Below are 25,809 nucleotides of genomic sequence, written 5' to 3'. Positions count from 1 at the left end.
ATGCCTGTTGCCCGTATCGACGCCTGTTTCGCCCGCCTGCGTGCCAGCCGCCGCAAGGCGCTGATTCCGTTCATCACCGCCGGCGATCCGCTCCTGGATGCGACCGTGCCGGTGATGCATGCGCTGGCCGCGGCCGGTGCCGACGTGATCGAACTCGGGGTGCCGTTCTCCGACCCGATGGCCGATGGCCCGACCATCCAGCGCAGCTCCGAACGCGCGCTGGCGCGCGGCGCCGGCCTGCGTTACGTACTGGAAACGGTGCAGGCCTTCCGCCGCGACGACACCACCACCCCGGTGGTGCTGATGGGCTACCTCAACCCCGTCGAGATTCACGGCACCGCGCGGTTTGCCAAGGCGGCCATCGATGCGGGCGTGGATGGCGTGCTGCTGGTGGACCTGCCGCCCGAAGAGGCGGAAGAAACGCTGGAGATCTTCAACGCGGCCGGGCTGGCGCTGATCCTGCTGGCGTCGCCGACCACGGCGGACGCCAGGTTGGACCTGCTCTCCTCGATGGCCAAGGGCTATCTCTATTACGTGAGCTTCGCCGGTGTCACCGGCGCCTCGGAGCGGCTCGACAGCAGCGCGGCCGGTGTCCGCCTACGTGACCTGCGCAGCCGCTCGACCGTGCCGGTGGTGGCCGGGTTCGGCATCAAGGACGCACAGAGCGCCGCCGCGATGGCGGTGGAAGCCGATGGCGTGGTGGTCGGCAGCGCGCTGGTGGCGGCGTTGGGCGAGGCAGCCGATGCCGCCGGCGCGGCCCAGGTGGCATGTACCTTCCTGCAGCCCCTGCGCGACGCGCTGGACGCCTGAGCGGGCCGCAACGTACGGCCCAGCATGGTTTTCACGCCGGGATCACCCCGCCGGCAGGGGGTCCCGGCCGTGGAACGGGTGAGCTAGACTGTCCGCCTTTGCGGCCCCCGGGCCGCCCTGAACGGAAGTGTCATCCCGCATGAGTTGGCTCAGCAAGTTGATGCCGTCGGGCATCCGCACCGACAACGTCCCCAGCAAGAAGCGCAGCGTCCCCGAGGGCCTGTGGGAAAAGTGCAGCAGCTGCGGCAGCGCGCTTTACGGTCCTGAGCTGGAAGAGAACCTGGAAGTCTGCCCCAAGTGTGGCCACCACATGGCCATCCGTGCGCGGGCGCGCCTGGCGTCGTTGTTCGACGCCGACAGCACCACCGAAATCGCCGCGCGCCTGGGGCCGACCGACCTGCTGAAGTTCAAGGACCAGAAGAAGTACAGCGAGCGCATCAAGGCGTCGCAGAAGAACACCGGCGAGTACGACGCGCTGATCGCCATGCAGGGGCTGCTCAAGGGCAGGCCGCTGGTGGCCTCGGCCTTCGATTTCGCCTTCATGGGCGGCTCGATGGGCTCGGTGGTCGGCGAGCGCTTCTCGCTGGCCGCGGAAAAGGCGCTGGAAATCGGCGCGCCCTACGTGTGTTTCTCCGCCAGCGGCGGCGCGCGCATGCAGGAAGGCCTGTTCTCGCTGATGCAGATGGCCAAGACCTCGGCGGCGCTGGGCCGCCTGCGTGCTGCGGGGCTGCCGTACATTTCGGTGCTGACCCATCCCACCACCGGTGGCGTGTCGGCGTCGTTCGCGATGCTGGGCGACATCAACATCGCCGAGCCGCAGGCGCTGATCGGCTTCGCCGGCCCGCGCGTGATCGAGCAGACCGTGCGCGAGAAGCTGCCGGAAGGCTTCCAGCGTTCGGAGTTCCTGCTCGAGCACGGCGCCATCGACCAGATCTGCGACCGTCGCGAGATGCGCGACCGCCTGTCTGAACTGCTGGCCATGCTGGGCCGCCAGTCCGCGCCGGACGCTGCTGCCTGATGGGCGCGCGCAAGTATTTCGGCACCGACGGCATCCGCGGTCGGGTCGGGCAGGGGGTGATCTCCGCGGACTTCGTGCTGCGCCTGGGCAATGCACTGGGCCGGGTGCTGACCGAACGCAACGGCCACCGCCCGGGTCACCGGCCGGTGGTGGTGATCGGCAAGGACACGCGCATTTCCGGCTACATGTTCGAAGCGGCGCTGGAAGCCGGGCTGGTTGCGGCCGGCGCTGACGTGCAGCTGCTCGGGCCGATGCCGACCCCGGCGGTCGCGTTCTTGACGCGCACGCTGGGCGCCGACGCCGGCATCGTGATCAGTGCGTCGCACAACCCGCACTACGACAATGGCATCAAGTTCTTCTCCGCAGATGGCGAGAAGCTCGACGATGCGACGGAGCTGGCGCTGGAAGCGGCGCTGGATACCGATTTCACCACGGCCGACTCGGATCGCTTGGGCAAGGCGGCGCGCGGCCGCGATGCGGTGGGCCGCTACATCGAGTTCTGCAAGGCCAGCGTGCCGCGCGGGTTCGACCTGCGTGGGTTGAAGATCGTGCTGGATTGCGCGCACGGCGCCACGTACCACATCGCGCCGATGCTGTTCCGCGAGCTGGGTGCGGACGTGGTGGCGATCGGTGCCGAGCCGAACGGGGTCAACATCAACGATGGCGTCGGTTCGATGCACATCGACAACCTGGCCGCCAAGGTGCGTGAAACCGGTGCGGACCTGGGCATCGCGTTCGATGGCGATGGTGACCGCGTGTTGATGGCCGATGACCAGGGCAACCCGGTCGACGGTGATGACCTGCTGTACGTGCTGGCGCCGTCGTGGCAGCGCAACGGCCGCCTGCGCGGTCCGGTGGTGGGCACGCTGATGACCAACTTCGGGCTGGAGCAGGCGCTGGATCGCCTGGGTCTGCCGTTCCAGCGCAGCAACGTGGGCGACCGTTACGTGCACCAGGCGCTGGTGGAAGGTGGCGGGGTGCTCGGCGGTGAGGCATCGGGGCACCTGTTGTGCCTGGATCGCGCGACCACGGGCGATGCGATCATCAGTGCGCTGCAGGTGCTGGAAGTGTTGCGTCGGGAAGGCAAGAGCCTGCGCGAGTCGCTGGTCGGGCTGACCCGGGTGCCGCAGAAGACGGTCAACGTGCGCCTGGGAGATGTTTCGGCGAAAGCGATCGTGCAGTCCGAAGGCGTGCAGGCGGCGCTGGCCGCCGCGCAGCAGGCAGTCAAGGGGCGGGGTCGTGCGTTCCTGCGCCCGTCCGGCACCGAGCCGGTGGTGCGCGTCACGGTCGAGGCCGACACGGCCGAGCTGATGCAGGCCACGCTGGACAGCCTGTCCGGCGCGGTCAAGGCCGCCGCGGCAGCATAATGAAAAGCCCGGCTTCGGCCGGGTTTTTTTGTTGCGTGAATGTTCCGCGTAAAGCAGCGTCTCACTACTACGAGCTGGGGCGGCCGACGGGCAACCCCGCTCCGGGACACGCCGTGAACCCATCCATGGGGGCTTGGCAAAAACATCCATGTTTTTGACAGTCCCTCCGGGGGTTGCCCGCCGTCCGCCCCCGAAAGTTGGCCGTGAGCGGTAGGGTCGGTTCCCAAACGACTGCAGTTATCGGTGATCGGCGCTTTAACGCATGACCCTCGAACGCAGGACCGCTGTGTGCTTCACGGCCCCGGCACCATCTTTTTCTGCCTGGCCTTGAACCGGTTGAACACCGGTGCGATCAACGGGTGGTAACTCCACGCGATGCGCTTGCGCAGCCAGCTGGCGGGGCGGTTGCGGATGGCGAAGCGGTAGATGTGTTCCGGATCGCCGCCGACCACGTTGCGGCCGAACGGGTGGGTGGTGTGCAGGTAACGGAACCCCTGCGCGCGTGCGATGGGCAGGTAATCCTCGTCGAAATCGCCGTAGGGCCAGCACAGGGTGTCGGACGCTTCGCCCAGCTGTTCCTGCAGTACGCTGCGCGCCATTTCCAGGTCACGGGTGATGCCGTCGCGCTTCTGTTCGCGGCTGATGTCCTGCTTCATCCAGCGCGTGTGGGTGTGGGTGTGGCAGTGCACTTCGAAGGTGCCGGCATCAATCATCGCGCGGGCTTCGCTCCAGCGCATCATCACGTCGTCGTGGCGGTTCTCGCGCAGGATCGCCGCTTCGCAGGCGCGGTGGTCGGGCGTGGCCGGGAGTACGGCATCTGGCTGGCCTGCATGCGGGCGCAGCGGGCCTTCGCCCATCCAGCCGGTGACCACGAACACGACGGCATGCATGCCGTACTTCTGCAGGATGGGGTGGGCGTACACCCAGTTGTCCAGGTAGCCGTCGTCGAAGGTGATCACGATCGACTTGCGCGGCACCGGTTTGCCGGCCAGGAAGCCGGCGTACTGCTCGAGCGTGAGCGAGGTCCAGCCGTTGCGGGCGAGCCAGGCGATCTGGCTTTCGAAATTTTCCGGCGACACCGTGATCATGCCCGGCGAGGGCGACACGTGGTGGTGCATGAGCACCGGCACGGTTCTAGCGTTGGCCATGGCCCAGTTCCTTCAACCACTGGTGGTAATAGTATTCGGTGGCTTCGGTGTGCCCGGTCGGGGTGAAGCGGTGCGCGCTGCGCATCCAGTCCCACCCGGCCTGGCCCATCTGCCGGCGGCGTTCGGGCTGCTCCATCAGGGTCTGCAGGGCGCGGGTGAGCGCGGCCTGGTCGCCAAGCGGGGCGAGCAGGGCGTTGCTGCCTTCCACCAGCATCTCCGGCACGCCGCCGACCCGGGTGGCCACGATCGGCACGCCGACGTAGGCGGCCTCGAGGAATACCGTGCCGGCGGCCTCCTTGTGGGTGGCCAGGGCAAAGATGTCGAAGCCGGTCATCAACCGGCACGCACCGTGCCGGTAGCCGAGCAGGTGGACCTGGGCAGTAATGCCGAGTTCGGCGCGAAGCGCTTTCAGCTGATCCAGCACGGGCTGGCCGTCGCCGACGATCACCAGCTGCAGGTTCGGCTGCCGGCGGCACAGCGGGGCCATGGCGCGCAGCAGGTCGGCGTGGCCCTTGGCTTCGCGCAGCACCGCGACGCAGCCGACCACGACCTGGTCGTCTGTGAAGCCGAGTTCGCGGCGGACCTCGGCGCGGGTTTCCTGCAGGCACTGCCACGCATCATCGTCCTGCACCTGCGACCACTGCGGTGGCACGGCGATGGGTGGCACGATGCCGATGTGGCCGTCGGCCACGCCGCGATGGACCAGCAGCTGCTTGACGAAGCTGCTCACGGTCAACACCCGGTGCGGCAGGCCGGTGTAGGTGAGCAGGGAGTTGACCGGGCTCATCAGGTGGCGTGAGCGCACCACCAGCGGCGCGCCGGCCAGGCGCGCGCCGGCGGCGGCAATCAGCGCATCGCGGCGGCTGGTGGTGTTGACCACGTCATAGGTGTGCCGGCGCACCAGCCGTTTCACCGACCAGATGCCGCGCAGCAGGCGCAGCAGCCCGCCCATCTTCAGGGCATGCACGGTGAAGCCCGCTTCGCGCGCCACCTCGCCCAGGCGGGCGCCGGGCTGGCACAGCAGCGATACGTCGTGGCCACGCTCGCGCATGGCCAGCATGTGGCGGTAGATGTAGATCTCCTGGCCGCCGAATCCCTTCGCGGCTTCCGTGTGCAGGATTTTGAGGGGCTTGTTCATCATGAACGTTCCAGGGGTCTAGACAATCAACGTCATTGCTTGCGGAAGTGGGTCAACGCGTTCCAGGCCGTGCGTACTGCGGCCGGGTCCGGCGACTGGTCGGGTACCGGCAGGTAGCGGGCATCCAGGGTGGTGGCGTTGCCGAACTTGTCGAACACATAGGTGCGGTCGCCTTCGCGGATGCCGCGCTGGGACCAGCTTTCGACCAGCAGGGGGCGCGCCGGGCGCGAGATATCGAACAGGTCCTGGCCGGTGCTGAAATCGGCCAGTGCGTTTTCGCAGCCCAGCCCGTGGCGCATCAGGGTGGGCACCCAGTCTTCGTGGCTGCTGGCCGCGTCGTGCCGTGCCGGGCCGCGCCCGGGCCAGTGCAGCACGAATGGCACCCGCATCTGGTAGTCGGAGAAATTGCCGTTGTGGCCCCAGTAATTCAGGCCCAGGTCGTTGAATTCTTCGGCATGGTCGCCGGTGACCAGCACGATGGTGTTGTCGGCCTGGCCGCTCTCGCGCAGGGTCGCCAGCAACTGGCCGATCAACGCATCGGTGTAATGCACGGCGGTGCGATAGCGGTTGCGCTCGGGGGTGGCGTCGTGCTCCTCGTCGAAGGCAAGGAAGTTCACGTCCGTGGCCATCGGCGTGGCCAGTGCGGGATAGCCCTCGGGCAGGTGGTACGGCGCATGCGTGCTGTCCAGGAACACCATCCCGAACCAGTGGCCGCCGCCTGGCTGGCGGATGTCCGCATCGAGCGCATCGACGATGTGCCGGTCACGCGCGGCGACCGGCAGCGACGACGGCGCGGTATGCAGCTGGTTGCGTACCTGGGCGAACACGGTGCGGTCGAACTCGGGGCTGTACAGCGGCGCGCTGCCGTACAGGTGCAGGTCGTAGCCCTGCTGCTGCAGCACATCGAACAGGATCGAGCCGCGCTGTTCGCTGAGCATGCTGGACCAGTAGCCGCCGGGCAGGCCGTAGAGCAGGCCGAACAGGCCATACCGGGTGGCATTGCCGCTGCTGTAATGCCGGTCATACACCTCCGACTGCTGCGCCAGCGCCCAGGTGTTGGGCATGGTGGCGGCATCCAGCGCGTCGTGCCGCAGCGATTCCAGCACCACCACCAGCACGTTGGGTTGGGTGTGGCTCTGGCAGCGCAGCGGGTGCAGCGGGTACTGCAGCTGGCTGTGGCGCGGATCGGGCAGGTTGGCCTGGGGCAGGCTGCGCACGCCCAGCCGGTGCATCTGGCGCTTGGCGGTGATCGGCTGTGCCCACGGCAGGTAGGCCCACTGGCCGGTCACGGCGCGCTCGCCCAGGGCATCGTAATAGGCGGTGGCGATCTGGCCGGTGGCCATCAGCGCCAGGCCGGCGGCCCAGGCCAACAGCACCGGGCGACGCCGCGTGCGGTCGGGCACCAGTTTCCAGCAGGCCCAGGCCAGCAGCACTTCGGCGGCGGCCACCGCTGCCAACACGCCCAGCGACTGCAGCCAGCTCTGCCAGGACAGGGCCACCTGGTCCTGCAGCGCGCCCCCGAACACCATGTTCATCACCATGGCATTGAGGTGGAAGCGGTACAGGGCGAAGACCTTGGCATCCACCAGCAGCAGGCACAGCCACAGGCCCTGCAGCAGCACGGCGCTGACCACCAGCGGACGCGGAGAACGCGGCCAGAGGCCGACCGCCAGTGGCAGCAGCGACACCAGGGCGCCGAAGGCAAGGAAATGCCCGGGCAGGGCAATGGCCAGGTAGCCCAGCCCCAATGCGCCACCGGGGTTGTCATCCAGCGGCGTGTTGCCCAGCGCGATGGCGATGGCCACGCAGGCATTGATGGCGGTGAACAGGCTCAGCCACGCAAGGCGCGTCCAGCGCGGCGGTGCGGGCAAAGGGGCAGGGGAGCGCGGGTCGTCCATGCAGGGTCGGGCAGATAGAGGGTGGATCGGAAGACGTGGCGGCGGCGGCGTCCTTGGCCGCCCGGCCGCAGCGAGGCGGCGGGCGGGCGCATTGTATCGGTTTGTATCAATGCATCGGCGGTGTCTATTGTCCGATCTGGCACAATGTTCAGCCGGGCCACAGTAGTGGCCCTGCATACCCACCTCGAACAAGCCAGGAACCGCTGTGAGCCAGATCCCCACCCTCGACATCACCCGTTTCGACAGTGACCGCGATGCCTTCGTCGCCGAGCTCGGGGCGGCCTACCGTGAATGGGGTTTCGCGGGCATCCGCAACCACGGCATTCCGCAGGCGGAGATCGATGCGGCCTATGACGTGTTCAAGGCGTTCTTCGCGCTGCCGGAGGCCACCAAGCTGCAGTACCACCTGCCGGGCACCGGCGGCGCCCGCGGCTACACGCCGTTCGGGGTGGAAACGGCGAAGGGCTCCAAGCACTTCGACCTGAAGGAGTTCTGGCACATCGGCCGTGAGATTCCGGACGATTCGAAGTACCGCGACGTGATGGCCCCGAACCTGTGGCCGAGCGAAGTGCCGGGCTTCAAGGAAAAGGGCTACGGGCTGTACCAGGAACTGGACAAGCTGGGCTCGCGCGTGTTGTCGGCATTGGCGCTGCACATCGGCCTGCCGATCGATTTCTTCGCGGACAAGACCAACAACGGCAATTCGATCCTGCGCCCGATCCACTACCCGCCGATCACCGCCGACGACATCCCGAACGTGCGCGCGGGTGCGCATGGCGACATCAACTTCATCACGCTGCTGGTGGGCGCCAGCGCGGCCGGCCTTGAAGTGCAGTCGCACGAGGGCAAGTGGGTACCGTTCACGTCGGACGCGGACACCATCGTGGTCAACATCGGCGACATGCTGCAGCGCCTGACCAACCACGTGTACCCGTCCACGATCCACCGCGTGGTCAACCCCCCGGGCGAGCAGGCCCGCCAGCCGCGTTACTCGGTACCGTTCTTCCTGCACCCGAACCCGGACTTCCTGATCGACGTGCTGCCGACCTGCATCACCCCGGAAAACCCGAGCCGCTACCCGGAGCCGATCACCGCGCATGGGTTCCTCGAAGAGCGGTTGCGTGAGATCAAGTTGAAGTAAAAGAAGGCCGCCGAAAGGCGGCCTTCTTTCTGTTTCCATGCCTTTGGTGGATTGATCCCGATCCCAATGGGCCCGTAACGGTTCGTAGCCCCGGCCGTTGGCCGGACACCGCGCGCAGCGCGGCCCAAGTGTCCGGAGGCGGTTGCGCGATGGTCGCGGCCGACCGTCCGGCGTTCAAAGCATCCGAAGCGGTAGCGCCGGCCGTTGGCCGGCTGCTTTTCGTTCCGGGGTCATGAACGCTGACGCGCGGCTTCGGAACGTGTAAACGCCTTGGTGTTGGCCGCGAGCGTGACGTAAACGCCTCCGGACACTTGGGCCGCGCTGCGCGCGGTGTCCGGCCAACGGCCGGGGCTACGAATTGTTACGTAACGTCCGTGGATCGGGATCAACCACCCAGAGTGCCGCAGGACGCACGTCGGTGTGTCACCAACCGCGCCATCGCGCCGGTAGCGCCGGCCGCTGGCCGGCCCTCAAGTCGCCCGGCACCTCGAAATTCCAATATCCATTTGAAATGTAAGCGTTTTCGGGAAACGCGCATTCGTTACATCCGGTATCATTGGCGGCTGATACCCAAAAGGAGCCCCGCCATGCGCCGCAAGATCGTCGCCGGTAACTGGAAGCTGCACGGCAGCCGTCAATTCGCGACCGACCTGGTCAGCGATATCGTCGCCAGCCTGCCGAAGGGTGGGGTAGAGGTCGTCATCCTGCCGCCGCTGCCGTACCTGGGTGAGCTGGTCGAGGCCTTCGAAGGTCGCGCTGTCGCTTTTGGCTCACAAGACGTCAGCTCCAACGAAAAGGGTGCCTACACCGGCGAGGTCTGCGCCGCCATGCTGGCCGACGTCGGTGCCCGCTATGGCCTGGTCGGCCATTCCGAGCGCCGCCAGTACCACAATGAAAGCAGCGAGCTGGTGGCCCGCAAGTTCGCCGCCGCCCTGCATGCCGGCCTGGTGCCGGTGCTGTGCGTGGGCGAAACCCTGGAGCAGCGCGAGGCCGGCCAGACCGAGGACGTCATTGCCAGCCAGCTGGCCCCCGTGCTGGAACTGGTCGGCCCGGCCGGCTTCCAGCATGCCGTGGTCGCCTATGAACCGGTCTGGGCCATCGGCACCGGCCGGACCGCCACCAAGGAGCAGGCCCAGCAGGTCCACGCGTTCATCCGTGGCGAAGTGGCCAAGCTCGATGCTAGAATTGCCGATTCGTTGCCCATCCTGTACGGCGGCAGCGTGAAGCCCGACAACGCAGCGGAACTGTTCGCACAGCCCGATGTCGATGGTGGGCTGGTGGGCGGCGCCTCGCTGGTGGCCGCGGATTTCCTGGCCATCGCCCATGCGGCGGCCGCTATTTGACATGCCCGAGGGCGGATTCGAAATGCTGATGTTGATCCTCAATGTGGTCTACGTGCTGGTCGCGGTGTCCATGATCGCGCTCATCCTGATGCAGCGTGGTTCCGGCGCGGCCGCAGGCTCGGGTTTCGGTGCCGGTGCCTCGGGTACGGTGTTCGGCGCGCGTGGCGCGTCCAACTTCCTGTCCAAGTCGACCAAGTGGCTGGCCGTGGTGTTCTTCGGCATCAGCCTGTTCATGGCCTGGTACGCCAGCCATGGCGCGCGCCCGGCGGTCCAGCAGGACCTCGGCGTGATGTCTGCCCCGGTGGCGCCTGCCGCCCCGGCGGTCCCCGCTGGCGAGATGCCGGCCGTGCCGAAGGCCCCGGAAGCCGCTGCCCAGCAGCCGGTTCCGCAGGCCACTGTGCCGGCTCAGGCGGAAACGCCGAAATCGGGTGAAGAAAAGCCTTCGGAAGGCTCCCAGACTCCCTGAAGACGGTTACAATATGCGGCGCGTTGGGTAACCTCCAGCGCGATACGTAAGCCCAGGTGGCGGAATTGGTAGACGCACTACCTTGAGGTGGTAGCGACTTAGGTCGTAGGGGTTCGAGTCCCCTCTTGGGCACCATTTTGTTTGTAAGCGGATACGTCTGGCGCGCAAAGCGCCAGTAGCGTTTTCCGTCCACTCCCCCATGCCAAGACGCCTGCAGGCGTGGCGGCAGAGGCAAGAGAGAATCGCTGTGCTGGCCGAATATTTGCCGTCTCTGCTGTTTCTGATTGTTGCCACCGGTATCGGCGTTGCGCTGATGCTGGTCGGCCGGTTCCTCGGTCCCCGGCGTCCCGATCTGAAAAAGCTCTCGCCGTACGAATGCGGCTTCGAGGCTTTCGAGGACGCGCGCATGAAGTTCGATGTGCGCTACTACCTGATCGCCATCCAGTTCATCGTATTTGACTTGGAAATCATCTTCATCGTGCCGTGGACCCAGGTCTTCATGGAGCTGGGCGCACGTTCGCTGGTCACGATGGGCCTGTTCGTGGGCATGCTTTTCCTCGGTTTCATTTACGTCTGGAAGAAGGGAGCGCTGGAATGGGAGTGATTCAGACTCTCGATGGCCTGATGAACAACCCGGTCCCGGAAGGGCGGGTCGATGACATCCTGCGCCCCGAAGGCGACAACCCGCTGCTCGAGAAGGGCTATGTGACCACCAGCGTCGACGCGCTGTTGAACTGGGCACGTACCGGCTCGATGTGGCCCATGACCTTCGGTCTGGCCTGCTGCGCGGTTGAAATGATGCATGCCGGTGCCGCGCGCCTGGACCTTGACCGCTACGGCGTGGTGTTCCGCCCGTCGCCGCGCCAGTCCGACGTGATGATCGTGGCCGGTACCCTGGTCAACAAGATGGCCCCGGCCCTGCGCAAGGTCTACGACCAGATGCCGGACCCGAAGTGGGTCATCTCCATGGGCAGCTGCGCCAACGGTGGCGGCTACTACCACTACTCGTATGCAGTGGTGCGTGGTTGCGACCGCGTGGTGCCGGTGGACGTGTACGTCCCCGGTTGTCCGCCTACCGCCGAAGCGCTGGTGTACGGGATCCTGCAGCTGCAGAAGAAGATCTGGCGTACGCAGACCATCGCCCGCTGACATTCCTCCTGACAAGAGCACGCCAAGCCCCCATGGCAGAGCAAGCATCCTTCATCGACCGACTTTCCGCACGTTTCGCAGGTGCGCAGGTCTTCGTGGTCGAACCCCGCGGCGAAGTGACGCTGGAAGTGCCCGCCGCTGACTGGCATGCCACCGCTCTGGCGCTGCGCGACGAATTCGGTTTCGAACAGGCCGTTGACCTGTGCGGCCTGGATTACCTCGGCTACGGCAGCGACGAGTGGGACACCTCCGATGTCTCCTCGCAGGGCTTCAGCCGTGGCGTCGAGGGCAAGTCCGTCGGTCGTTTCGCCTGGGGCGAGTTCCCCACCCGCGAAACCAGCGATGGCGCCCAGCCGCAGCCGGTGCCGCTGCAGCGCTACGCCGTGGTCACCCAGCTGCGTTCCTACCAGCACAACCTCACCATGCGCATCCGCTGCTTTGCGCCGAACGAGGAACTGCCGGTGGTCGCCTCGCTGACCAATGTGTGGCCGGGCCTGAACTGGTTCGAGCGTGAAGCGTTCGACCTGTTCGGCGTGATCTTCGAAGGCCACCCGGACCTGCGCCGCATCCTGACCGACTACGGCTTCGTGGGGCATCCGTTCCGCAAGGACTTCCCGCTGATCGGCAACGTCGAAGTCCGCTACGACGAAGAAAAGAAGCGCGTGGTCTACGAGCCGGTCACCTCGGTCGAGCCGCGTGTCGGCGTGCCGCGCGTGATCCGTGACGATGCCCGTTTCCAGACCGCTGCCGGCGAAAGCGCGCAGACGGAGGCAAGCAAGTGAGCCAGATCCACCAAGCCCACCAGGCGTTTGCGAGCAACCCGGCCGAACTGCGCCAGGAAATCCGCAACTACACCATGAACTTCGGTCCCCAGCATCCGGCCGCGCACGGTGTGCTGCGCCTGATCCTGGAAATGGACGGCGAAACCATCATGCGCGCCGACCCGCACGTCGGCCTGCTGCACCGTGGTACCGAAAAGCTGGCCGAATCCAAGCCGTTCAACCAGTCCATCGGTTACATGGACCGCCTGGATTACGTGTCCATGATGTGCAACGAGCACGCCTACGTGCGCGCCATCGAGACCCTGATGGGGATCGAAGCGCCGGAGCGTGCCCAGTACATCCGCACCATGTTCGATGAAATCACCCGCATCCTGAACCACCTGATGTGGCTGGGTTCCAACGCGCTCGACCTGGGTGCGATGGCGGTGATGCTGTACGCCTTCCGCGAACGCGAAGAGCTGATGGACTGCTACGAAGCGGTCAGCGGCGCGCGCATGCATGCGGCGTACTACCGTCCGGGCGGCGTCTACCGCGACCTGCCGGACCAGATGCCCAAGTACAAGGAATCGCGCTGGCACAAGGGCAAGGCCCTGAAGAATCTCAACGCCTCGCGCGAAGGTTCGCTGCTGGACTTCCTGGAAAACTTCACGGTCGAGTTCCCCGGCCGCGTCGACGAATACGAAACCCTGCTCACCGACAACCGTATCTGGAAGCAGCGTACGGTCGGCATCGGCGTGGTCAGCCCGGAACTGGCGCATGCCTGGGGCATGACCGGCGTGATGCTGCGCGGCTCGGGCATTGCCTGGGACCTGCGCAAGAAGCAGCCGTACGCCAAGTACGATGCCGTTGATTTCGACATCCCGCTGGGCAAGGAAGGCGACTGCTACGACCGCTACCTGGTCCGCGTGGCCGAGATGCGCGAATCCAACCGCATCATCAAGCAGTGCGTGCAGTGGCTGCGTGCCAACCCCGGCCCGGTCATGGTCAAGAACTTCAAGGTCGCGCCGCCCAGCCGCGAGGACATGAAGGACGACATGGAAGCGCTGATCCATCACTTCAAGCTGTTCAGTGAAGGCTACTGCGTCCCGGCCGGCGAAACCTACGCCGCGGTCGAAGCGCCCAAGGGCGAGTTCGGCTGCTACCTGATGTCCGATGGCGCCAACAAGCCGTTCCGCGTGCACCTGCGCGCGCCGGGCTTCGCCCATCTGTCCTCGATCGACTCGGTCGTGCGCGGGCACATGCTCGCCGACGTGGTGGCCATGATCGGCACCTACGACCTGGTGTTCGGCGAGGTGGACCGGTAATGGCCATCGCATGCACGATGCCTGACACCCGCCGGCTGCTGCCGGCGCTGCAGGTTCTGGTTTTTAACGATTTGGTATTCGCTGAGGTCGGCCGATGAAGGCGACGGGTAATTTCGAGGCGGCGCGCGACGTCGACCCGATGGTGGTGTTGAGCGACAAGACGCGCGCGCACATCGATCACTGGCTGTCCAAGTTCCCGCCGGACCGCAAGCGTTCGGCGGTGCTGCAGGGCCTGCACGCCGCCCAGGAACAGAACGCCGGTTGGTTGACCGACGAGCTGATCGCCGGCGTGGCCAAGTACCTGGACCTGCCGCCGGTGTGGGCCTACGAGGTTGCCAGCTTCTACTCGATGTTCGAGCTGGAGAAGGTCGGCCGCCACAACGTTGCCTTCTGCACCAACATCAGCTGCTGGTTGAACGGCGCCGAGGACCTGGTCGCGCATGCCGAGAAGAAGCTCGGCTGCAAGACCGGCCAGTCCACCGCCGATGGCCGCATCTACCTCAAGCGTGAAGAAGAATGCCTGGCTGGTTGCGCCGGTGCGCCGATGATGGTCATCAACGGCCATTACCACGAGCGCCTGACCGTCGAGAAAGTCGACGAGCTGCTGGACGGGTTGGAGTAAGACATGGCACATCATCACGCACCCCAGGGTCCGGTCGGTCCCGCACCGTTGCCGCACCAGGTGGTCTACACCACCTTGCACTACGACACCCCGTGGTCGTACGAAAGCTACCTCAAGACCGGTGGCTATGCCGCCCTGCGCAAGATCCTCGAAGAGAAGATCTCGCCGGAGCAGGTCATCGAGATGGTCAAGCAGTCCAACCTGCGTGGCCGCGGTGGCGCAGGCTTCCCGACCGGCCTGAAGTGGTCCTTCATGCCCAAGGGCAGCATGCAGAAGTACATCCTGTGCAATTCGGATGAATCCGAGCCGGGTACCTGCAAGGACCGCGACATCCTGCGTTACAACCCGCATTCGGTGGTGGAAGGCATGGCGATCGCCTGCTACGCCACCGGCAGCACCGTGGGCTACAACTACCTGCGTGGTGAGTTCCACCACGAGCCGTTCGAGAACTTCGAGCAGGCGCTGGCCGACGCGTACGCGAACGGCTGGCTGGGCAAGGACATCCTCGGCAGCGGCGTGGACATCGACATCTACGGTGCCCTTGGCGCCGGCGCCTACATCTGCGGCGAAGAAACCGCGCTGATGGAATCGCTGGAAGGCAAGAAGGGCCAGCCGCGCTACAAGCCGCCGTTCCCGGCCAACTTCGGCCTGTACGGCAAGCCGTCGACGATCAACAACACCGAGACCTATGCCTCGGTGCCGGCGATCATCCGCAACGGTCCGGAATGGTTCCAGGGCCTGAGCCTGACCAAGAACGGCGGCCCGAAGATCTTCTCGGTCTCCGGTTGCGTGCAGCAGGGCGGCAACTTCGAAGTGCCGCTGGGCACCACCTTCGACGAGCTGCTGGAAATGGCCGGCGGCCTCAAGCCGGGCCGCACCCTCAAGGGCGCGGTGCCGGGCGGCGTGTCGATGCCGGTGCTGAAGGCCGAAGAGCTCAAGGGCCTGCAGATGGACTACGACACCCTGCGTGCCCTGGGCACCGGGCTGGGTTCGGGTGCCATCGTGGTGCTGGACGACAGCGTGTGCTGCGTCAAGTTCGCCTGCCGCATCAGCCAGTTCTTCCACAAGGAATCCTGTGGCCAGTGCACCCCGTGCCGTGAAGGCACCGGCTGGATGCACCGCGTGCTCGAGCGCATCGTCGCCGGCAAGGCCACCATGGAAGACCTGCACCAGTTGAAGGCAGTGGCCGGCCAGATCGAAGGCCACACCATCTGCGCGTTCGGTGAAGCGGCGGCATGGCCCATCCAGGGCTTCCTGCGCCAGTTCTGGGACGAATTCGAGTACTACATCGTCAACGGTCATTCGATGGTCGACGGCAAGAAGGTGGAGGCAGCCGCCGCATGAGCGCGCAACCCAACAATCCTGGTGGCACCCCGGCGATCGTGCCGGAAGGGCATGTGACCGTCGAGATCGACGGCCAGTCCCTGGTTGTGCCCAAGGGCTCGATGATCATCCAGGCCGCCGACAAGGCCGGCATCTCGATCCCGCGCTTCTGCTACCACGAGAAGCTGCCGATCGCGGCCAACTGCCGCATGTGCCTGGTCGACGTTGAAAAGTCGCCGAAGCCGGCGCCGGCCTGCGCTACCCCGGTGATGGACGGCATGAAGGTCGCCACCCGCAGCGAGAAGGCCCTGAAGTTCCAGCGTTCGGTGATGGAGTTCCTGCTCATCAACCACCCGCTGGACTGCCCGATCTGCGACCAGGGCGGCGAGTGCGAGCTGCAGGACGTCTCGCTCGGCTACGGCCGTTCGGTGAGCCGCTTCAACGAGCGCAAGCGCGTGGTGCCCGACGAGGACATCGGTCCGCTGGTCGCCACCGAAATGACCCGCTGCATCCAGTGCACCCGCTGCGTCCGCTTCACCGCCGACGTTGCCGGTACCTATGAGCTGGGTGGCATGTACCGCGGTGAAAACCTGCAGATCGGCACCTACGACGGCAAGCCGCTGACCACCGAGCTGTCGGGCAACGTCGTCGACGTGTGCCCGGTCGGCGCGCTGACCAACAAGGTGTTCCAGTTCCGCGCCCGTCCGTGGGAGCTGACCGCGCGCGAGTCGCTGGGTTACCACGACGCGATGGGCTCGAACCTGTTCCTGCACGTGCGCCGCGGCGAAGTGCTGCGTTCGGTGCCGCGCGACAACGAACTGGTCAACGAATGCTGGCTGTCCGACCGTGACCGTTATTCGCACCAGGGCCTGTACAGCGCCGACCGCGCCGTCAAGCCGCTGCGCAAGGTCAACGGCGAATGGCAGGAAGTGAGCTGGGCCGAAGGCCTGGCCGCGGCCAAGGACATCCTCACCGCCAACCGCGGTGACGACCTCGGCGTGCTGGTGCACCCGTCGGCCTCGAACGAGGAGGGCGCCCTGCTGGCCCGTCTCGCCAGCGGCCTGGGCACCGGCAACATCGACCACCGCATCAACAACCGCGACTTCTCCGACGCCGCCACTGCCGAGATCTTCGGCCTGTCGCTGGCCGAGATCGAAGGCGCCGACAGCATCGTCGTGCTCGGCAGCAACATCCGCCACGAGCTGCCGCTGCTGCACGCCCGCCTGCGCAAGGCGCAGACCACGCGCAACGCGAAGATCCACGCAATCAACCCGGTGGATTTCGACTTCGCCTTCAAGCTGGCCGGCAAGCAGATCGTGGCCCCGTCGAAGTTCGTCGAGGCCCTGGGCAACGCCGAGCTGCGCCAGGCCGTGACCGGCAACGCCGTGCTGATCGTCGGTGGCATCGCCGAGAACCACCCGCAGGCTGCCGCGATCCGCGCCGCCGCGCGTGATTTCGCCGCCGCCTCCGGTGCCAAGCTGTGCCGCATCCCGCAGGGCGCCAATGCCGTGGGCCTGTCCCGCGCCGGCGTGCTGCCGGCCGGCAAGGACGTCAACGCCATGCTGGCCCAGCCGCGCAAGGCCTATGCCCTGTACGGCATCGAGCCGGGCCTGGATTTCGCCGATGCCGCCGCCGCCCGCAAGGCGCTGGCCGGTGCACAGGTGGTGGCTTTCAGCCAGTTCGCCTGCGCCTCGACCCGCGATGTCGCCGACGTGATCCTGCCGATCGGCGCGCTGCCGGAAATCGACGCCACCCTGACCAACCTCGATGGTCGCGAGCAGTCGGCCCGTGCCGGCGGCAAGCTGCCGGGCGAGGCCCGTGAAGGCTGGCGCGTGCTGCGCGCACTCGGTGGCGAACTGGCCCTGGCCGGTTTCGAGTTCACCGACCTGGCCGGCCTGCGTGCCAGCCTGGCCCCGGTCACCGTCACCGTGTCCACCTCGGCGGCAACGCCGGTGGCCGGCGAAGGCCTGGAAGTGGCCTCCACCGCTGCGATCTACCGCACCGATGCGGTGGTCCGTCGCGCCCAGGCGCTGCAGTCGCACCCGCTCAACGCCGCGCCGCGCATCGTGCTCAATGCCGATGACGCCGCCCGCCTGCAGCTGGTCGAAGGGCAGATGGCCAAGGTCGGCACCGATGCCGGTCGCGCCACGCTGCCGGTGGTGGTCGACGCCCGCGTCGCCGCGGGGTCGGTCTGGATTGAATCGGGCCACGGTGCAACCGCACCGCTGGGTGCCGCACGCGTAACGGTGGTGGCTGCATGAACGAATTGCTGTTGAACGCGGTCGACCCGCTCCACCAATGGCTCCTGGGCCTGGGTGAGATCGGCGCGCTGCTGTGGATCGTGCTGAAGATCCTGGTGATCGCCATGCCGGTGATCATCGCGGTGGCGTTCTTCGTGGTCTGGGAACGCAAGCTGATCGGCTGGATGCACGTCCGCCACGGCCCGATGTACGTGGGCATGGGCATCTTCCAGGCCTTCGCCGACGTCTTCAAGCTGCTGTTCAAGGAGATCATCCAGCCTGCGAGCTCTCACAAGGCGATGTTCGTGCTGGCGCCGTTGATCACCCTGGCACCGGCCTTCGCGGCCTGGTCGGTGGTGCCGTTCGACGCGCAGGTGGTGCTGTCCAACGCCAACGCCGGCCTGCTGTACCTGCTGGCGATGACCTCGCTGGGCGTGTACGGCATCATCCTGGCCGGTTGGGCTTCCAACTCCAAGTACGCCTTCCTGGGTGCCATGCGCGCCTCGGCGCAGATGATCAGCTACGAAATCGCCATGGGCTTTGCCCTGGTCGGCGTGATGATCGCCGCCGGCAGCCTGAACCTGAGCGGCATCGTGATGGCGCAGGCCGGCAACTCCGGCTTCTTCGACTGGTTCCTGATTCCGCTTTTCCCGCTGTTCATCGTGTACTGGGTGTCCGGCGTTGCCGAAACCAACCGCGCGCCGTTCGACGTGGTGGAAGGCGAATCGGAAATCGTCGCCGGCCACATGGTCGAGTACTCCGGTGGTGCGTTCGCGCTGTTCTTCCTGGCCGAATACGCCAACATGATCCTGATCAGCTTCCTGATCTCGATCTTCTTCCTCGGCGGTTGGCTGAGCCCGTTCCAGGGCTGGATCACGGCGGACATCTCGCCGTGGATCGACTGGATCTGGAAGGGCGGTGCCCCGTGGCTGCTGTTGAAGGTGTTCTTCTTCGCCAGCGCCTACATCTGGTTCCGTGCCAGCTTCCCGCGTTTCCGTTATGACCAGATCATGCGCCTGGGCTGGAAGGTCTTCATCCCGCTCACCATCGCGTGGATTGCTGTGACGGCTGTGATGGTGTTCTACGGCGTGATCCAGAAGGGCGTCTAAGTGATGAATCGAATTACCCATTACTTCAAAAGCCTGCTCCTGCTCGAGCTGCTCGGCGGTCTGTGGCTGACCCTGAAGTACGCGTTCAAGCCCAAGTACACGCTGATGTACCCGATGGAGAAGTTCCCGCAGTCGCCGCGTTTCCGTGGCCTGCATGCGCTGCGCCGCTACCCCAACGGGGAAGAGCGCTGCATCGCCTGCAAGCTGTGCGAAGCGGTGTGCCCGGCGCTGGCCATCACCATCGATTCGGCCAAGCGCGAAGACGGCACCCGCCGTACCACCCGCTACGACATCGATCTGTTCAAGTGCATCTTCTGCGGCTTCTGTGAAGAAAGCTGCCCGGTGGACTCGATCGTCGAGACCCACATTCTCGAGTACCACTTCGAGAACCGTGGCGAAAACATCGTTACCAAGCCGCAGCTGCTGGCAATCGGTGATCGGCTTGAAGCCGAAATCGCCGAGCGTCGCGCCGCCGATGCCGCTTTCCGCTGAGGTTGAATGATGGATTGGGTAAATATCTTCTTCTGGGTCTTCTCCATCGTGGCGGGCATTTCCGCTGCGGCGGTGATCAGCGTGCGCAATCCGGTCTACGCCGTGCTGTGCCTGATCCTGACCTTCTTCTCCGTGGCCTGCATCTGGATCCTGGTCGGGGCTGAATTCCTCGGCGTGGCGCTGGTGCTGGTCTATGTCGGCGCGGTGATGGTGCTGTTCCTGTTCGTGGTGATGATGCTCGACATCGACGCCTCCAACCTGCGCGAAGGCTGGGTCCGTTACCTGCCGCTCGGGCTGGTGGTCGCGGTCACCATGCTGGTGCAGATGCTGCTCCTGATCGGCGTGAAGGGCAGGGCGGTCAACCCGCTGCCGGCCGACAACGCCGCCGCGCTGGCTGCCGACACCTCCAACATCACCTGGCTTGCCCGCAGCCTGTTCACCGAATACCTGCTGCCGTTCGAGTTCGCCGCTGTCATCCTGACCGTGGCCGTGGTCGCCGCCGTGATGCTGACCCTGCGTCGCCGCACCGGCCTGAAGACCCAGAACCCGACCGAGCAGACCATGGTCAAGGGCCGCGACCGCCTGCGCGTGGTCAAGATGGCGTCGGAAACCCCGGTGGTCCACACCAACACCAAGCCGTCCAGCAACGAGGAGGCTGCCCCGTGATCACCCTCGGTCATATCCTGGCACTCGGCGCGCTGCTGTTCTGCATCAGCCTTGCCGGCATCTTCCTCAACCGCAAGAACATCATCGTGCTGTTGATGTCCATCGAACTGATGCTGCTGTCGGTGAACATCAACTTCGTCGGGTTCTCGCGCGAAATGGGTGACACGGCCGGCCAGCTGTTCGTGTTCTTCATCCTCACCGTGGCCGCGGCCGAGGCCGCGATCGGCCTCGCGATCCTGGTAACCCTGTTCCGTACCCGCCGCACCATCAATGTCGGCGAAGTCGATTCGCTGAAGGGCTGATCCGTAGATGGAAATTACTCTCTCCAAGAGTCTGTTGATCGCCGTGGTGCTTGCACCGCTGGTCGGCAGCATCATCGCTGGCCTGTTCGGTCGTCAGGTAGGGCGCCGTGGCGCGCAGACCGTCACCATCTTGGGCGTTGCGGTCAGCTGCCTGCTGTCCAGCTACGTGTTCTACCAGCTGCTGTGGGGCGGCGCGCAGCCCTTCAACCAGAACGTCTACACCTTCTTTGAAGTCGGCCAGTATTCGGCGCATGTCGGTTTCATGATCGACAAGCTGACCGCCATGATGATGGTCGTGGTGACCTTCGTGTCCTTCCTGGTCCACGTGTACACCATCGGGTACATGCAGGATGACCCGGGCTACCAGCGTTTCTTCAGCTACATCTCGCTGTTCACCTTCTCGATGCTCACCCTGGTGATGAGCAACAACTTCCTGCAGCTGTTCTTCGGCTGGGAAGCGGTGGGCCTGGTGTCGTACCTGCTGATCGGCTTCTGGTTCAAGCGCCCGACCGCGATCTTCGCCAACATGAAGGCGTTCCTGGTCAACCGCGTGGGTGACTTCGGCTTCATCCTGGGTATCGCCGGCGTGCTGTGGGTGTTCGGTTCGCTGGACTACGCCACCGTGTTCGCCAATGCGTCCGACATGCTGGTCAACGGCCCGAACTCGCACGTCCAGGTGTGGTCCGGCGCGATCACCCTGTTCGGTCATTCCATGCAGGTCGTCAATGCACCGGTGATCTGGGCAACCGCCACCATCATCTGCATCTGCCTGTTCATCGGCGCCATGGGCAAGTCGGCCCAGGTTCCGCTGCATGTGTGGCTGCCGGACTCGATGGAAGGCCCGACCCCGATCTCGGCGCTGATCCATGCCGCGACCATGGTCACCGCGGGCATCTTCATGGTCACCCGCATGTCGCCGCTGTTCGAGCTTTCGCCGACCGCGCTGAACTTCGTGCTGTTCATCGGTGCCACCACCGCGTTCTTCACAGGCCTGATCGGCATCGTGCAGAACGACATCAAGCGCGTCGTCGCGTATTCCACGCTGTCCCAGCTGGGTTACATGACCGTGGCGCTGGGCGTGTCGGCCTACTCGGCCGCCGTGTTCCACCTGATGACCCACGCCTTCTTCAAGGCGCTGCTGTTCCTGGGTGCGGGCTCGGTGATCATCGCCATGCACCACGAGCAGGACATGCGCAAGATGGGCGGCCTGCGCAAGTACATGCCGATCACCTTCATCACCATGTGGATCGGTACGCTGGCCCTGGTGGGTACGCCGTTCTTCTCCGGCTTCTACTCCAAGGACACCATCATCGAGGCCGCGCAGCATCACGCGCATGTCTCCTCGAGCTGGGTGGCAACGTATGGCTACTGGGCCGTGCTGGGTGGCGTGATCGTCACCAGCTTCTACAGCTTCCGCCTGCTGTTCCTGACCTTCCACGGCAAGGAACGCTTCCGCGACGCGCACGATGACCACGGCCATGACGACCACCACGCCGCCGATGCGCATGCTGATGCCCATCATGCCGACGCCCACCACGGTGACGCGCACCATGACGACCACGGCCATGGCCACGGTCCGCATGAGCCGCACGAAACTCCGTGGGTGGTGACGCTGCCGCTGATCCTGCTGGCGATCCCGTCGATCCTGATCGGTTTCTTCAGCATCGGTCCGATGCTGTATGGCACCGACTGGGCCGGCCACCATGCCGAGCACGGCATCCCCGGCCAGGTGCATTCGTTCTTTACCGGCGTGGTCGATTTCTACGACCCGGCACGCAACACCATTGGTGCGCTGGCTGAAGAGTTCCATGGTCCGGTGGCGTTCGCCCTGCACGGCATGATGGCCCCGGCCTTCTTCCTGACCGTGGCAGGCTTCCTGCTGGCGGTCCTGTTCTACCTGTGGAAGCCGGAACTGGCGACCAAGTCGCGCAAGACCTTTGCGCCGCTGGTGTCGGTGCTGGAGAACAAGTACGGGTTCGACAAGCTCTGGATCGGCGGTTTCGCCGGTGGCGGCATCAAGCTGGGCAAGGTTTCGCGCGCGATCGACACGAACATCGTCGATGGTGTGGTGGTCAACGGTTCGGCACGCCTGATCGATCTGGCGGCCAACCTGCTGCGTCGCACCCAATCCGGTTTCCTCTATCACTACGCCTTCGCGATGATCATCGGCCTGATTGCCCTCCTGGGCGTCCTGATGCATTACCTGCGTTGATGACCTGTACGGAATAAGAAGACGTGTCGAACTGGCCTCTACTCAGTGTTCTCATCTGGCTGCCGATCCTCGGCGGTGCCTTGATCCTTGCCATCCGTGATGCGCAGACCGCCCGCTGGGCGTCGCTGGGCGTGGCGGTACTGACCTTCGTGATCAGCCTGTCGCTGCTCAGCGGCTACGACGTGGCCAACGACGCACTGCAGTTCGTCGAGACCCGCGCCTGGATCCCGGCCTACGACATCGGCTACAACCTGGGCGTGGATGGCATCGCGATCGCGCTGATCCTGCTGACCACCCTGGTCTCGGTGCTGGCGCTGATCGGCGCCTGGAGCGCGATCGACAAGCGGGTCAACCAGTACGTGGCCGCCTTCCTGATCCTGGAAGGCGTCACCGTGGGCATCTTCGCTGCGACCGACGCGATGCTGTTCTACGTGTTCTTCGAAGCGATGCTGATCCCGATGTTCCTCATCATCGGTGTCTGGGGCGGCCCGCGCCGCATCTACGCCGCGCTGAAGTTCTTCCTGTACACCTTCCTCGGCTCGGTGCTGATGCTGGTGGCGCTGATCTACCTGTACCTGAAGGGCGGCAGCTTCCAGCTGGCCGACCTGTACCAGCTGCAGCTGTCGGCCCAGGAGCAGACCTGGATCTTCTTCGCCTTCCTGATCGCCTTCGCGGTCAAAGTGCCGATGTTCCCGGTCCACACCTGGCTGCCGGACGCGCACGTGGAAGCGCCCACGGCCGGTTCGGTGATCCTGGCCGCCATCGCCCTGAAGATCGGTGGCTACGGCTTCCTGCGCTTCAACCTGCCGATCGTCCCGGACGCCTCGCAGGAATGGGCATGGCTGGTGATCGCGCTGTCGCTGATCGCCGTGATCTACGTCGGCCTGGTCGCCCTGGTGCAGGACGACATGAAGAAGCTGATCGCCTATTCGTCGATCGCGCACATGGGCTTTGTCACCCTGGGCACCTTCATCGCCCTGTGGCTGGTGCGTGATGCCGGCAATGCCGATGCGGCCCGCCTGGGCCTGCAGGGTGCGATGGTGCAGATGGTCTCGCACGGCTTCGTGTCCGGCGCGATGTTCTCCTGCGTGGGCGTGCTGTACGACCGCATGCACAGCCGCCGCATCGCCGATTACGGCGGCGTGGTCAACGTGATGCCGTGGTTTGCCACCTTCGCCATGCTGTTCTTCATGGCCAATGCCGGCCTGCCGGGCACCAGCGGTTTCGTGGGCGAGTTCATGATCATCATGGCCAGCTTCCAGCGTAATCCGTGGCTGGCCCTGGCCGCCGCGAGCACCCTGGTGATCACCGCTGCCTACACGCTGTGGCTGTACAAGCGCGTGTTCTTCGGCGAAGTGGCCAACGCACACGTGGCGGAACTGAAGGACATCAACGGCCGTGAATGGCTGGTGTTGGGTGTGTTCGCCGTGGGTACGCTGGCGCTGGGTCTGTATCCCAAGCCGCTGACCGACCTGATGGAACCCTCGATCGCGAAGCTGGCGATGCAGATCGCATCCAGCAAGTTGCTGTAATACCAGGATTTGATGATGACCACCTCGTCGCTGTTGCCACTGACCGCCGCTGACCTGCCGCCGCTCGCACCCGAGCTGGTGCTGATTGGCAGTGCGTTCACCCTGTTGATCCTCGATCTGTTCATCAGCAAGCAGAACAAGATCTGGACCCACCTGTTCTCGGTCGCCGCGCTGGCGGTCGTGCTGTTCATGCTCGCCACCGGCGTGGGCGGGCAGGGCGAGGTCTTCCACGGCATGTTCGTCCGCGATACCGCGGCCGACGTGATGAAGGCCGTGATCGTGCTCTGCAGCGGCCTGACCCTGGTGTACGGCTGGAGCTACCTGCGCGAACGCGATCTGTTCCAGGGCGAAATCCCGGTGCTGATCCTGTTTGCCACCTCCGGCATGATGATCCTGGTCTCGGCCGGCAGCCTGCTGATGGTGTACCTGGGCCTGGAACTGCTGGCGCTGTGCTCCTACGCACTGGTCGCCAGCAACCGTGACAACGGCCTGGCCACCGAAGCGGCGATGAAGTACATCGTGCTGGGTTCGCTGGCCTCGGGCCTGCTGCTGTACGGCATGTCGCTGGTCTACGGCGCCACCGGTTCGCTGCACTTGGATGCCATCAACGCGGCCATCCCGAACTCCGACGAGAAGATGCTGCTGCTCACCGGCGCGGTGTTCATGATCGCCGGCGTGGCCTTCAAGCTCGGCGCGGCCCCGTTCCACATGTGGCTGCCCGACGTATACCAGGGTGCCCCGGCACCGGTCGCGCTGTTCATCAGCTCCGCACCGAAGCTGGCCGCGTTCGGCATGGCCTACCGCCTGCTGGAAGTGGGCGTGGGCCCGCTGTCTGACGAGTGGAAGTACCTGATTGGTGGCCTGGCCGCGCTGTCGCTGGTGGTCGGTAACCTGATGGCGATCGCGCAGAGCAATCTCAAGCGCATGCTGGCGTATTCGACTGTGTCGCACATCGGCTTCCTGCTGCTCGGCATCGCCGGTGGCGGCGAGCGTGGCTATGCCGCCGCGCTGTTCTATGCCCTGAGCTACGCGATCATGTCCACCGCCGGCTTCGGCGCGATCATCGCGCTGTCGCGCAACGGTTTTGAAGCCGAGAAGATCGACGACTTGAAGGGCCTGAACGCCCGCAACCCGTGGATGGCCGGCCTGGTCCTGTGCATCATGGCGTCGATGGCCGGCATCCCGCCGTTCCTGGGCTTCTGGACCAAGCTGGCGGTGCTGGGCGCGGCCATCAACGGCGGCATGCTCTGGCTGGCCATCCTGGGCGTGATCTGCGCGGTGATCGGCTGCTTCTACTACCTGCGCGTGATCAAGGTCATGTACTTCGATGAGCCGGTGGGCGAGCCGCTGCCGGCCAACAACGACCGCGTGCTGGGCGTGGTGCTGGGCGTGAATGCCCTGGCACTGTTGGCGCTGGGCCTGGCCTGGAACCCGATCATGGTGTGGTGCCAGCAGGCATTTGCGCATCTCGCCTGAAAAACGATACAAAACTGCGCAATTAGTGTAATATTCGTTTCCTGAGTTGTTGATGCAGCGGTTTCGCCAGAACATCGTTGCGGTAACAGATCAACTCAACCACTTCTGCTGCGGGGTGGAGCAGTCTGGCAGCTCGTCGGGCTCATAACCCGAAGGTCGCAGGTTCAAATCCTGCCCCCGCTACCAAATAGCCGTCGGCGAAAGCCGACGGCAGGAACGAGAAGGCGCGCCCCCCCCACCCCGGGCCCCGGTCCGTCGCGTAGACGCCTCG

23 protein-coding genes and 2 tRNA genes are annotated in these 25,809 nt (G+C 65.4%); 22 read left to right on the top strand and 3 right to left on the bottom strand.

From position 1 onward, the window contains the following. From trpA to glmM, 3 genes are all read left to right on the top strand, one after another. Complete coding sequence (gene trpA, locus QMX79_RS06850; protein ID WP_282245664.1) at nt 1-810, top strand: tryptophan synthase subunit alpha; 810 nt, start codon at nt 1-3, stop codon at nt 808-810. 139 nt (nt 811-949) lie between these two features. Continuing rightward, a complete protein-coding gene (gene accD, locus QMX79_RS06845) occupies nt 950-1,828 on the top strand; it encodes an acetyl-CoA carboxylase, carboxyltransferase subunit beta (protein ID WP_282245662.1) in 879 nt (292 codons plus the stop codon). Continuing rightward, nucleotides 1,828-3,195: a phosphoglucosamine mutase gene (glmM, locus tag QMX79_RS06840; RefSeq protein ID WP_282245660.1), complete on the top strand. Its 1,368-nt coding sequence runs from the start codon at nt 1,828-1,830 to the stop codon at nt 3,193-3,195. Before accD ends, glmM begins: the two co-directional genes overlap by 1 nt. Nucleotides 3,196-3,488: 293 nt before the next feature. On the opposite strand, the gene QMX79_RS06835 is transcribed toward glmM, so the two are convergent. The 3 genes from QMX79_RS06835 to QMX79_RS06825 are packed head-to-tail and all read right to left on the bottom strand — an operon-like array spanning nt 3,489 to nt 7,379. Continuing rightward, nucleotides 3,489-4,343 carry a polysaccharide deacetylase family protein gene (locus QMX79_RS06835; RefSeq protein ID WP_282245658.1) on the bottom strand — a complete coding sequence of 285 codons (855 nt, stop codon included), beginning with the start codon at nt 4,341-4,343 and terminating at the stop codon, nt 3,489-3,491. After that, nucleotides 4,330-5,481, bottom strand: a complete 1,152-nt coding sequence (locus QMX79_RS06830; RefSeq protein WP_282245656.1) for a glycosyltransferase family 4 protein — start codon at nt 5,479-5,481, stop codon at nt 4,330-4,332. Before QMX79_RS06830 ends, QMX79_RS06835 begins: the two co-directional genes overlap by 14 nt. Before the next feature lie 32 nt (nt 5,482-5,513). After that, nucleotides 5,514-7,379 carry a sulfatase-like hydrolase/transferase gene (locus QMX79_RS06825; RefSeq protein WP_282245655.1) on the bottom strand — a complete coding sequence of 622 codons (1,866 nt, stop codon included), beginning with the start codon at nt 7,377-7,379 and terminating at the stop codon, nt 5,514-5,516. Between the two features lie 205 nt (nt 7,380-7,584). Here QMX79_RS06825 and QMX79_RS06820 point away from each other — a divergent pair, with 205 nt between their 5' ends. The 19 genes from QMX79_RS06820 (at nt 7,585) to QMX79_RS06730 (ending at nt 25,724) form a co-directional block, all read left to right on the top strand. Next, nucleotides 7,585-8,520, top strand: coding sequence for a 2-oxoglutarate and iron-dependent oxygenase domain-containing protein (locus tag QMX79_RS06820; RefSeq protein ID WP_282245653.1), 936 nt, complete (start codon nt 7,585-7,587; stop codon nt 8,518-8,520). Nucleotides 8,521-9,107: 587 nt separating this feature from the next. Then, nucleotides 9,108-9,863 carry a triose-phosphate isomerase gene (gene tpiA, locus QMX79_RS06815; protein WP_282245651.1) on the top strand — a complete coding sequence of 252 codons (756 nt, stop codon included), beginning with the start codon at nt 9,108-9,110 and terminating at the stop codon, nt 9,861-9,863. A 22-nt stretch (nt 9,864-9,885) separates the two neighbouring features. Continuing rightward, nucleotides 9,886-10,329, top strand: coding sequence for a preprotein translocase subunit SecG (gene secG / locus QMX79_RS06810; protein ID WP_093532795.1), 444 nt, complete (start codon nt 9,886-9,888; stop codon nt 10,327-10,329). A 50-nt stretch (nt 10,330-10,379) separates the two neighbouring features. Further along, nucleotides 10,380-10,464 (top strand) — tRNA-Leu (locus QMX79_RS06805). A 112-nt stretch (nt 10,465-10,576) separates the two neighbouring features. Beyond that, nucleotides 10,577-10,933 carry an NADH-quinone oxidoreductase subunit A gene (locus tag QMX79_RS06800; RefSeq protein ID WP_026069699.1) on the top strand — a complete coding sequence of 119 codons (357 nt, stop codon included), beginning with the start codon at nt 10,577-10,579 and terminating at the stop codon, nt 10,931-10,933. Next, nucleotides 10,924-11,478, top strand: a complete 555-nt coding sequence (locus QMX79_RS06795) for an NADH-quinone oxidoreductase subunit B (protein WP_017354657.1) — start codon at nt 10,924-10,926, stop codon at nt 11,476-11,478. Before QMX79_RS06800 ends, QMX79_RS06795 begins: the two co-directional genes overlap by 10 nt. Nucleotides 11,479-11,510: 32 nt before the next feature. After that, a complete protein-coding gene (locus tag QMX79_RS06790; RefSeq protein ID WP_282245635.1) occupies nt 11,511-12,260 on the top strand; it encodes an NADH-quinone oxidoreductase subunit C in 750 nt (249 codons plus the stop codon). Then, a complete protein-coding gene (locus QMX79_RS06785) occupies nt 12,257-13,564 on the top strand; it encodes an NADH-quinone oxidoreductase subunit D (RefSeq protein WP_282245633.1) in 1,308 nt (435 codons plus the stop codon). The genes QMX79_RS06790 and QMX79_RS06785 overlap by 4 nt, the downstream gene beginning before the upstream one ends. Before the next feature lie 94 nt (nt 13,565-13,658). Then, nucleotides 13,659-14,186, top strand: a complete 528-nt coding sequence (gene nuoE, locus QMX79_RS06780) for an NADH-quinone oxidoreductase subunit NuoE (protein ID WP_070207226.1) — start codon at nt 13,659-13,661, stop codon at nt 14,184-14,186. 3 nt (nt 14,187-14,189) lie between these two features. Further along, the gene (nuoF, locus tag QMX79_RS06775) at nt 14,190-15,530 is read left to right on the top strand and encodes an NADH-quinone oxidoreductase subunit NuoF (protein WP_282245629.1); all 1,341 of its coding nucleotides are present in this window, start codon (nt 14,190-14,192) and stop codon (nt 15,528-15,530) included. Further along, nucleotides 15,527-17,770: an NADH-quinone oxidoreductase subunit NuoG gene (nuoG, locus tag QMX79_RS06770; RefSeq protein ID WP_282245627.1), complete on the top strand. Its 2,244-nt coding sequence runs from the start codon at nt 15,527-15,529 to the stop codon at nt 17,768-17,770. Before nuoF ends, nuoG begins: the two co-directional genes overlap by 4 nt. Next, nucleotides 17,767-18,858 (top strand): NADH-quinone oxidoreductase subunit NuoH, encoded by a 1,092-nt coding sequence (nuoH, locus tag QMX79_RS06765; protein WP_068853406.1) that lies wholly within the window; start codon nt 17,767-17,769, stop codon nt 18,856-18,858. The genes nuoG and nuoH overlap by 4 nt, the downstream gene beginning before the upstream one ends. A gap of 3 nt (nt 18,859-18,861) precedes the next feature. Then, nucleotides 18,862-19,350 (top strand): NADH-quinone oxidoreductase subunit NuoI, encoded by a 489-nt coding sequence (gene nuoI, locus QMX79_RS06760; RefSeq protein WP_017355930.1) that lies wholly within the window; start codon nt 18,862-18,864, stop codon nt 19,348-19,350. 6 nt (nt 19,351-19,356) lie between these two features. Further along, on the top strand, nt 19,357-20,016 hold the full coding sequence (locus QMX79_RS06755) for an NADH-quinone oxidoreductase subunit J (protein ID WP_282245619.1): 660 nt from the start codon (nt 19,357-19,359) through the stop codon (nt 20,014-20,016). Then, on the top strand, nt 20,013-20,318 hold the full coding sequence (nuoK, locus tag QMX79_RS06750) for an NADH-quinone oxidoreductase subunit NuoK (RefSeq protein ID WP_068853402.1): 306 nt from the start codon (nt 20,013-20,015) through the stop codon (nt 20,316-20,318). The genes QMX79_RS06755 and nuoK overlap by 4 nt, the downstream gene beginning before the upstream one ends. A 7-nt stretch (nt 20,319-20,325) precedes the next feature. Further along, entirely contained in the window at nt 20,326-22,530 is a 2,205-nt protein-coding gene (gene nuoL, locus QMX79_RS06745; RefSeq protein ID WP_282245614.1) for an NADH-quinone oxidoreductase subunit L, read from the top strand. A 23-nt stretch (nt 22,531-22,553) separates the two neighbouring features. Beyond that, entirely contained in the window at nt 22,554-24,062 is a 1,509-nt protein-coding gene (locus QMX79_RS06740) for an NADH-quinone oxidoreductase subunit M (protein ID WP_282245610.1), read from the top strand. A gap of 15 nt (nt 24,063-24,077) precedes the next feature. Further along, nucleotides 24,078-25,538, top strand: a complete 1,461-nt coding sequence (nuoN, locus tag QMX79_RS06735) for an NADH-quinone oxidoreductase subunit NuoN (protein WP_282245608.1) — start codon at nt 24,078-24,080, stop codon at nt 25,536-25,538. A gap of 109 nt (nt 25,539-25,647) precedes the next feature. Then, a tRNA-Met gene (locus QMX79_RS06730) sits at nt 25,648-25,724 on the top strand. Nucleotides 25,725-25,809: the final 85 nt, after the last annotated feature.

It is taken from the genome of Stenotrophomonas sp. PS02300 (assembly GCF_029959395.1).
Lineage (GTDB): Bacteria > Pseudomonadota > Gammaproteobacteria > Xanthomonadales > Xanthomonadaceae > Stenotrophomonas > Stenotrophomonas maltophilia_AD.
Note: the sequence above shows the minus strand (reverse complement) of the source record. Positions and strands in the feature narration are given on the sequence as shown.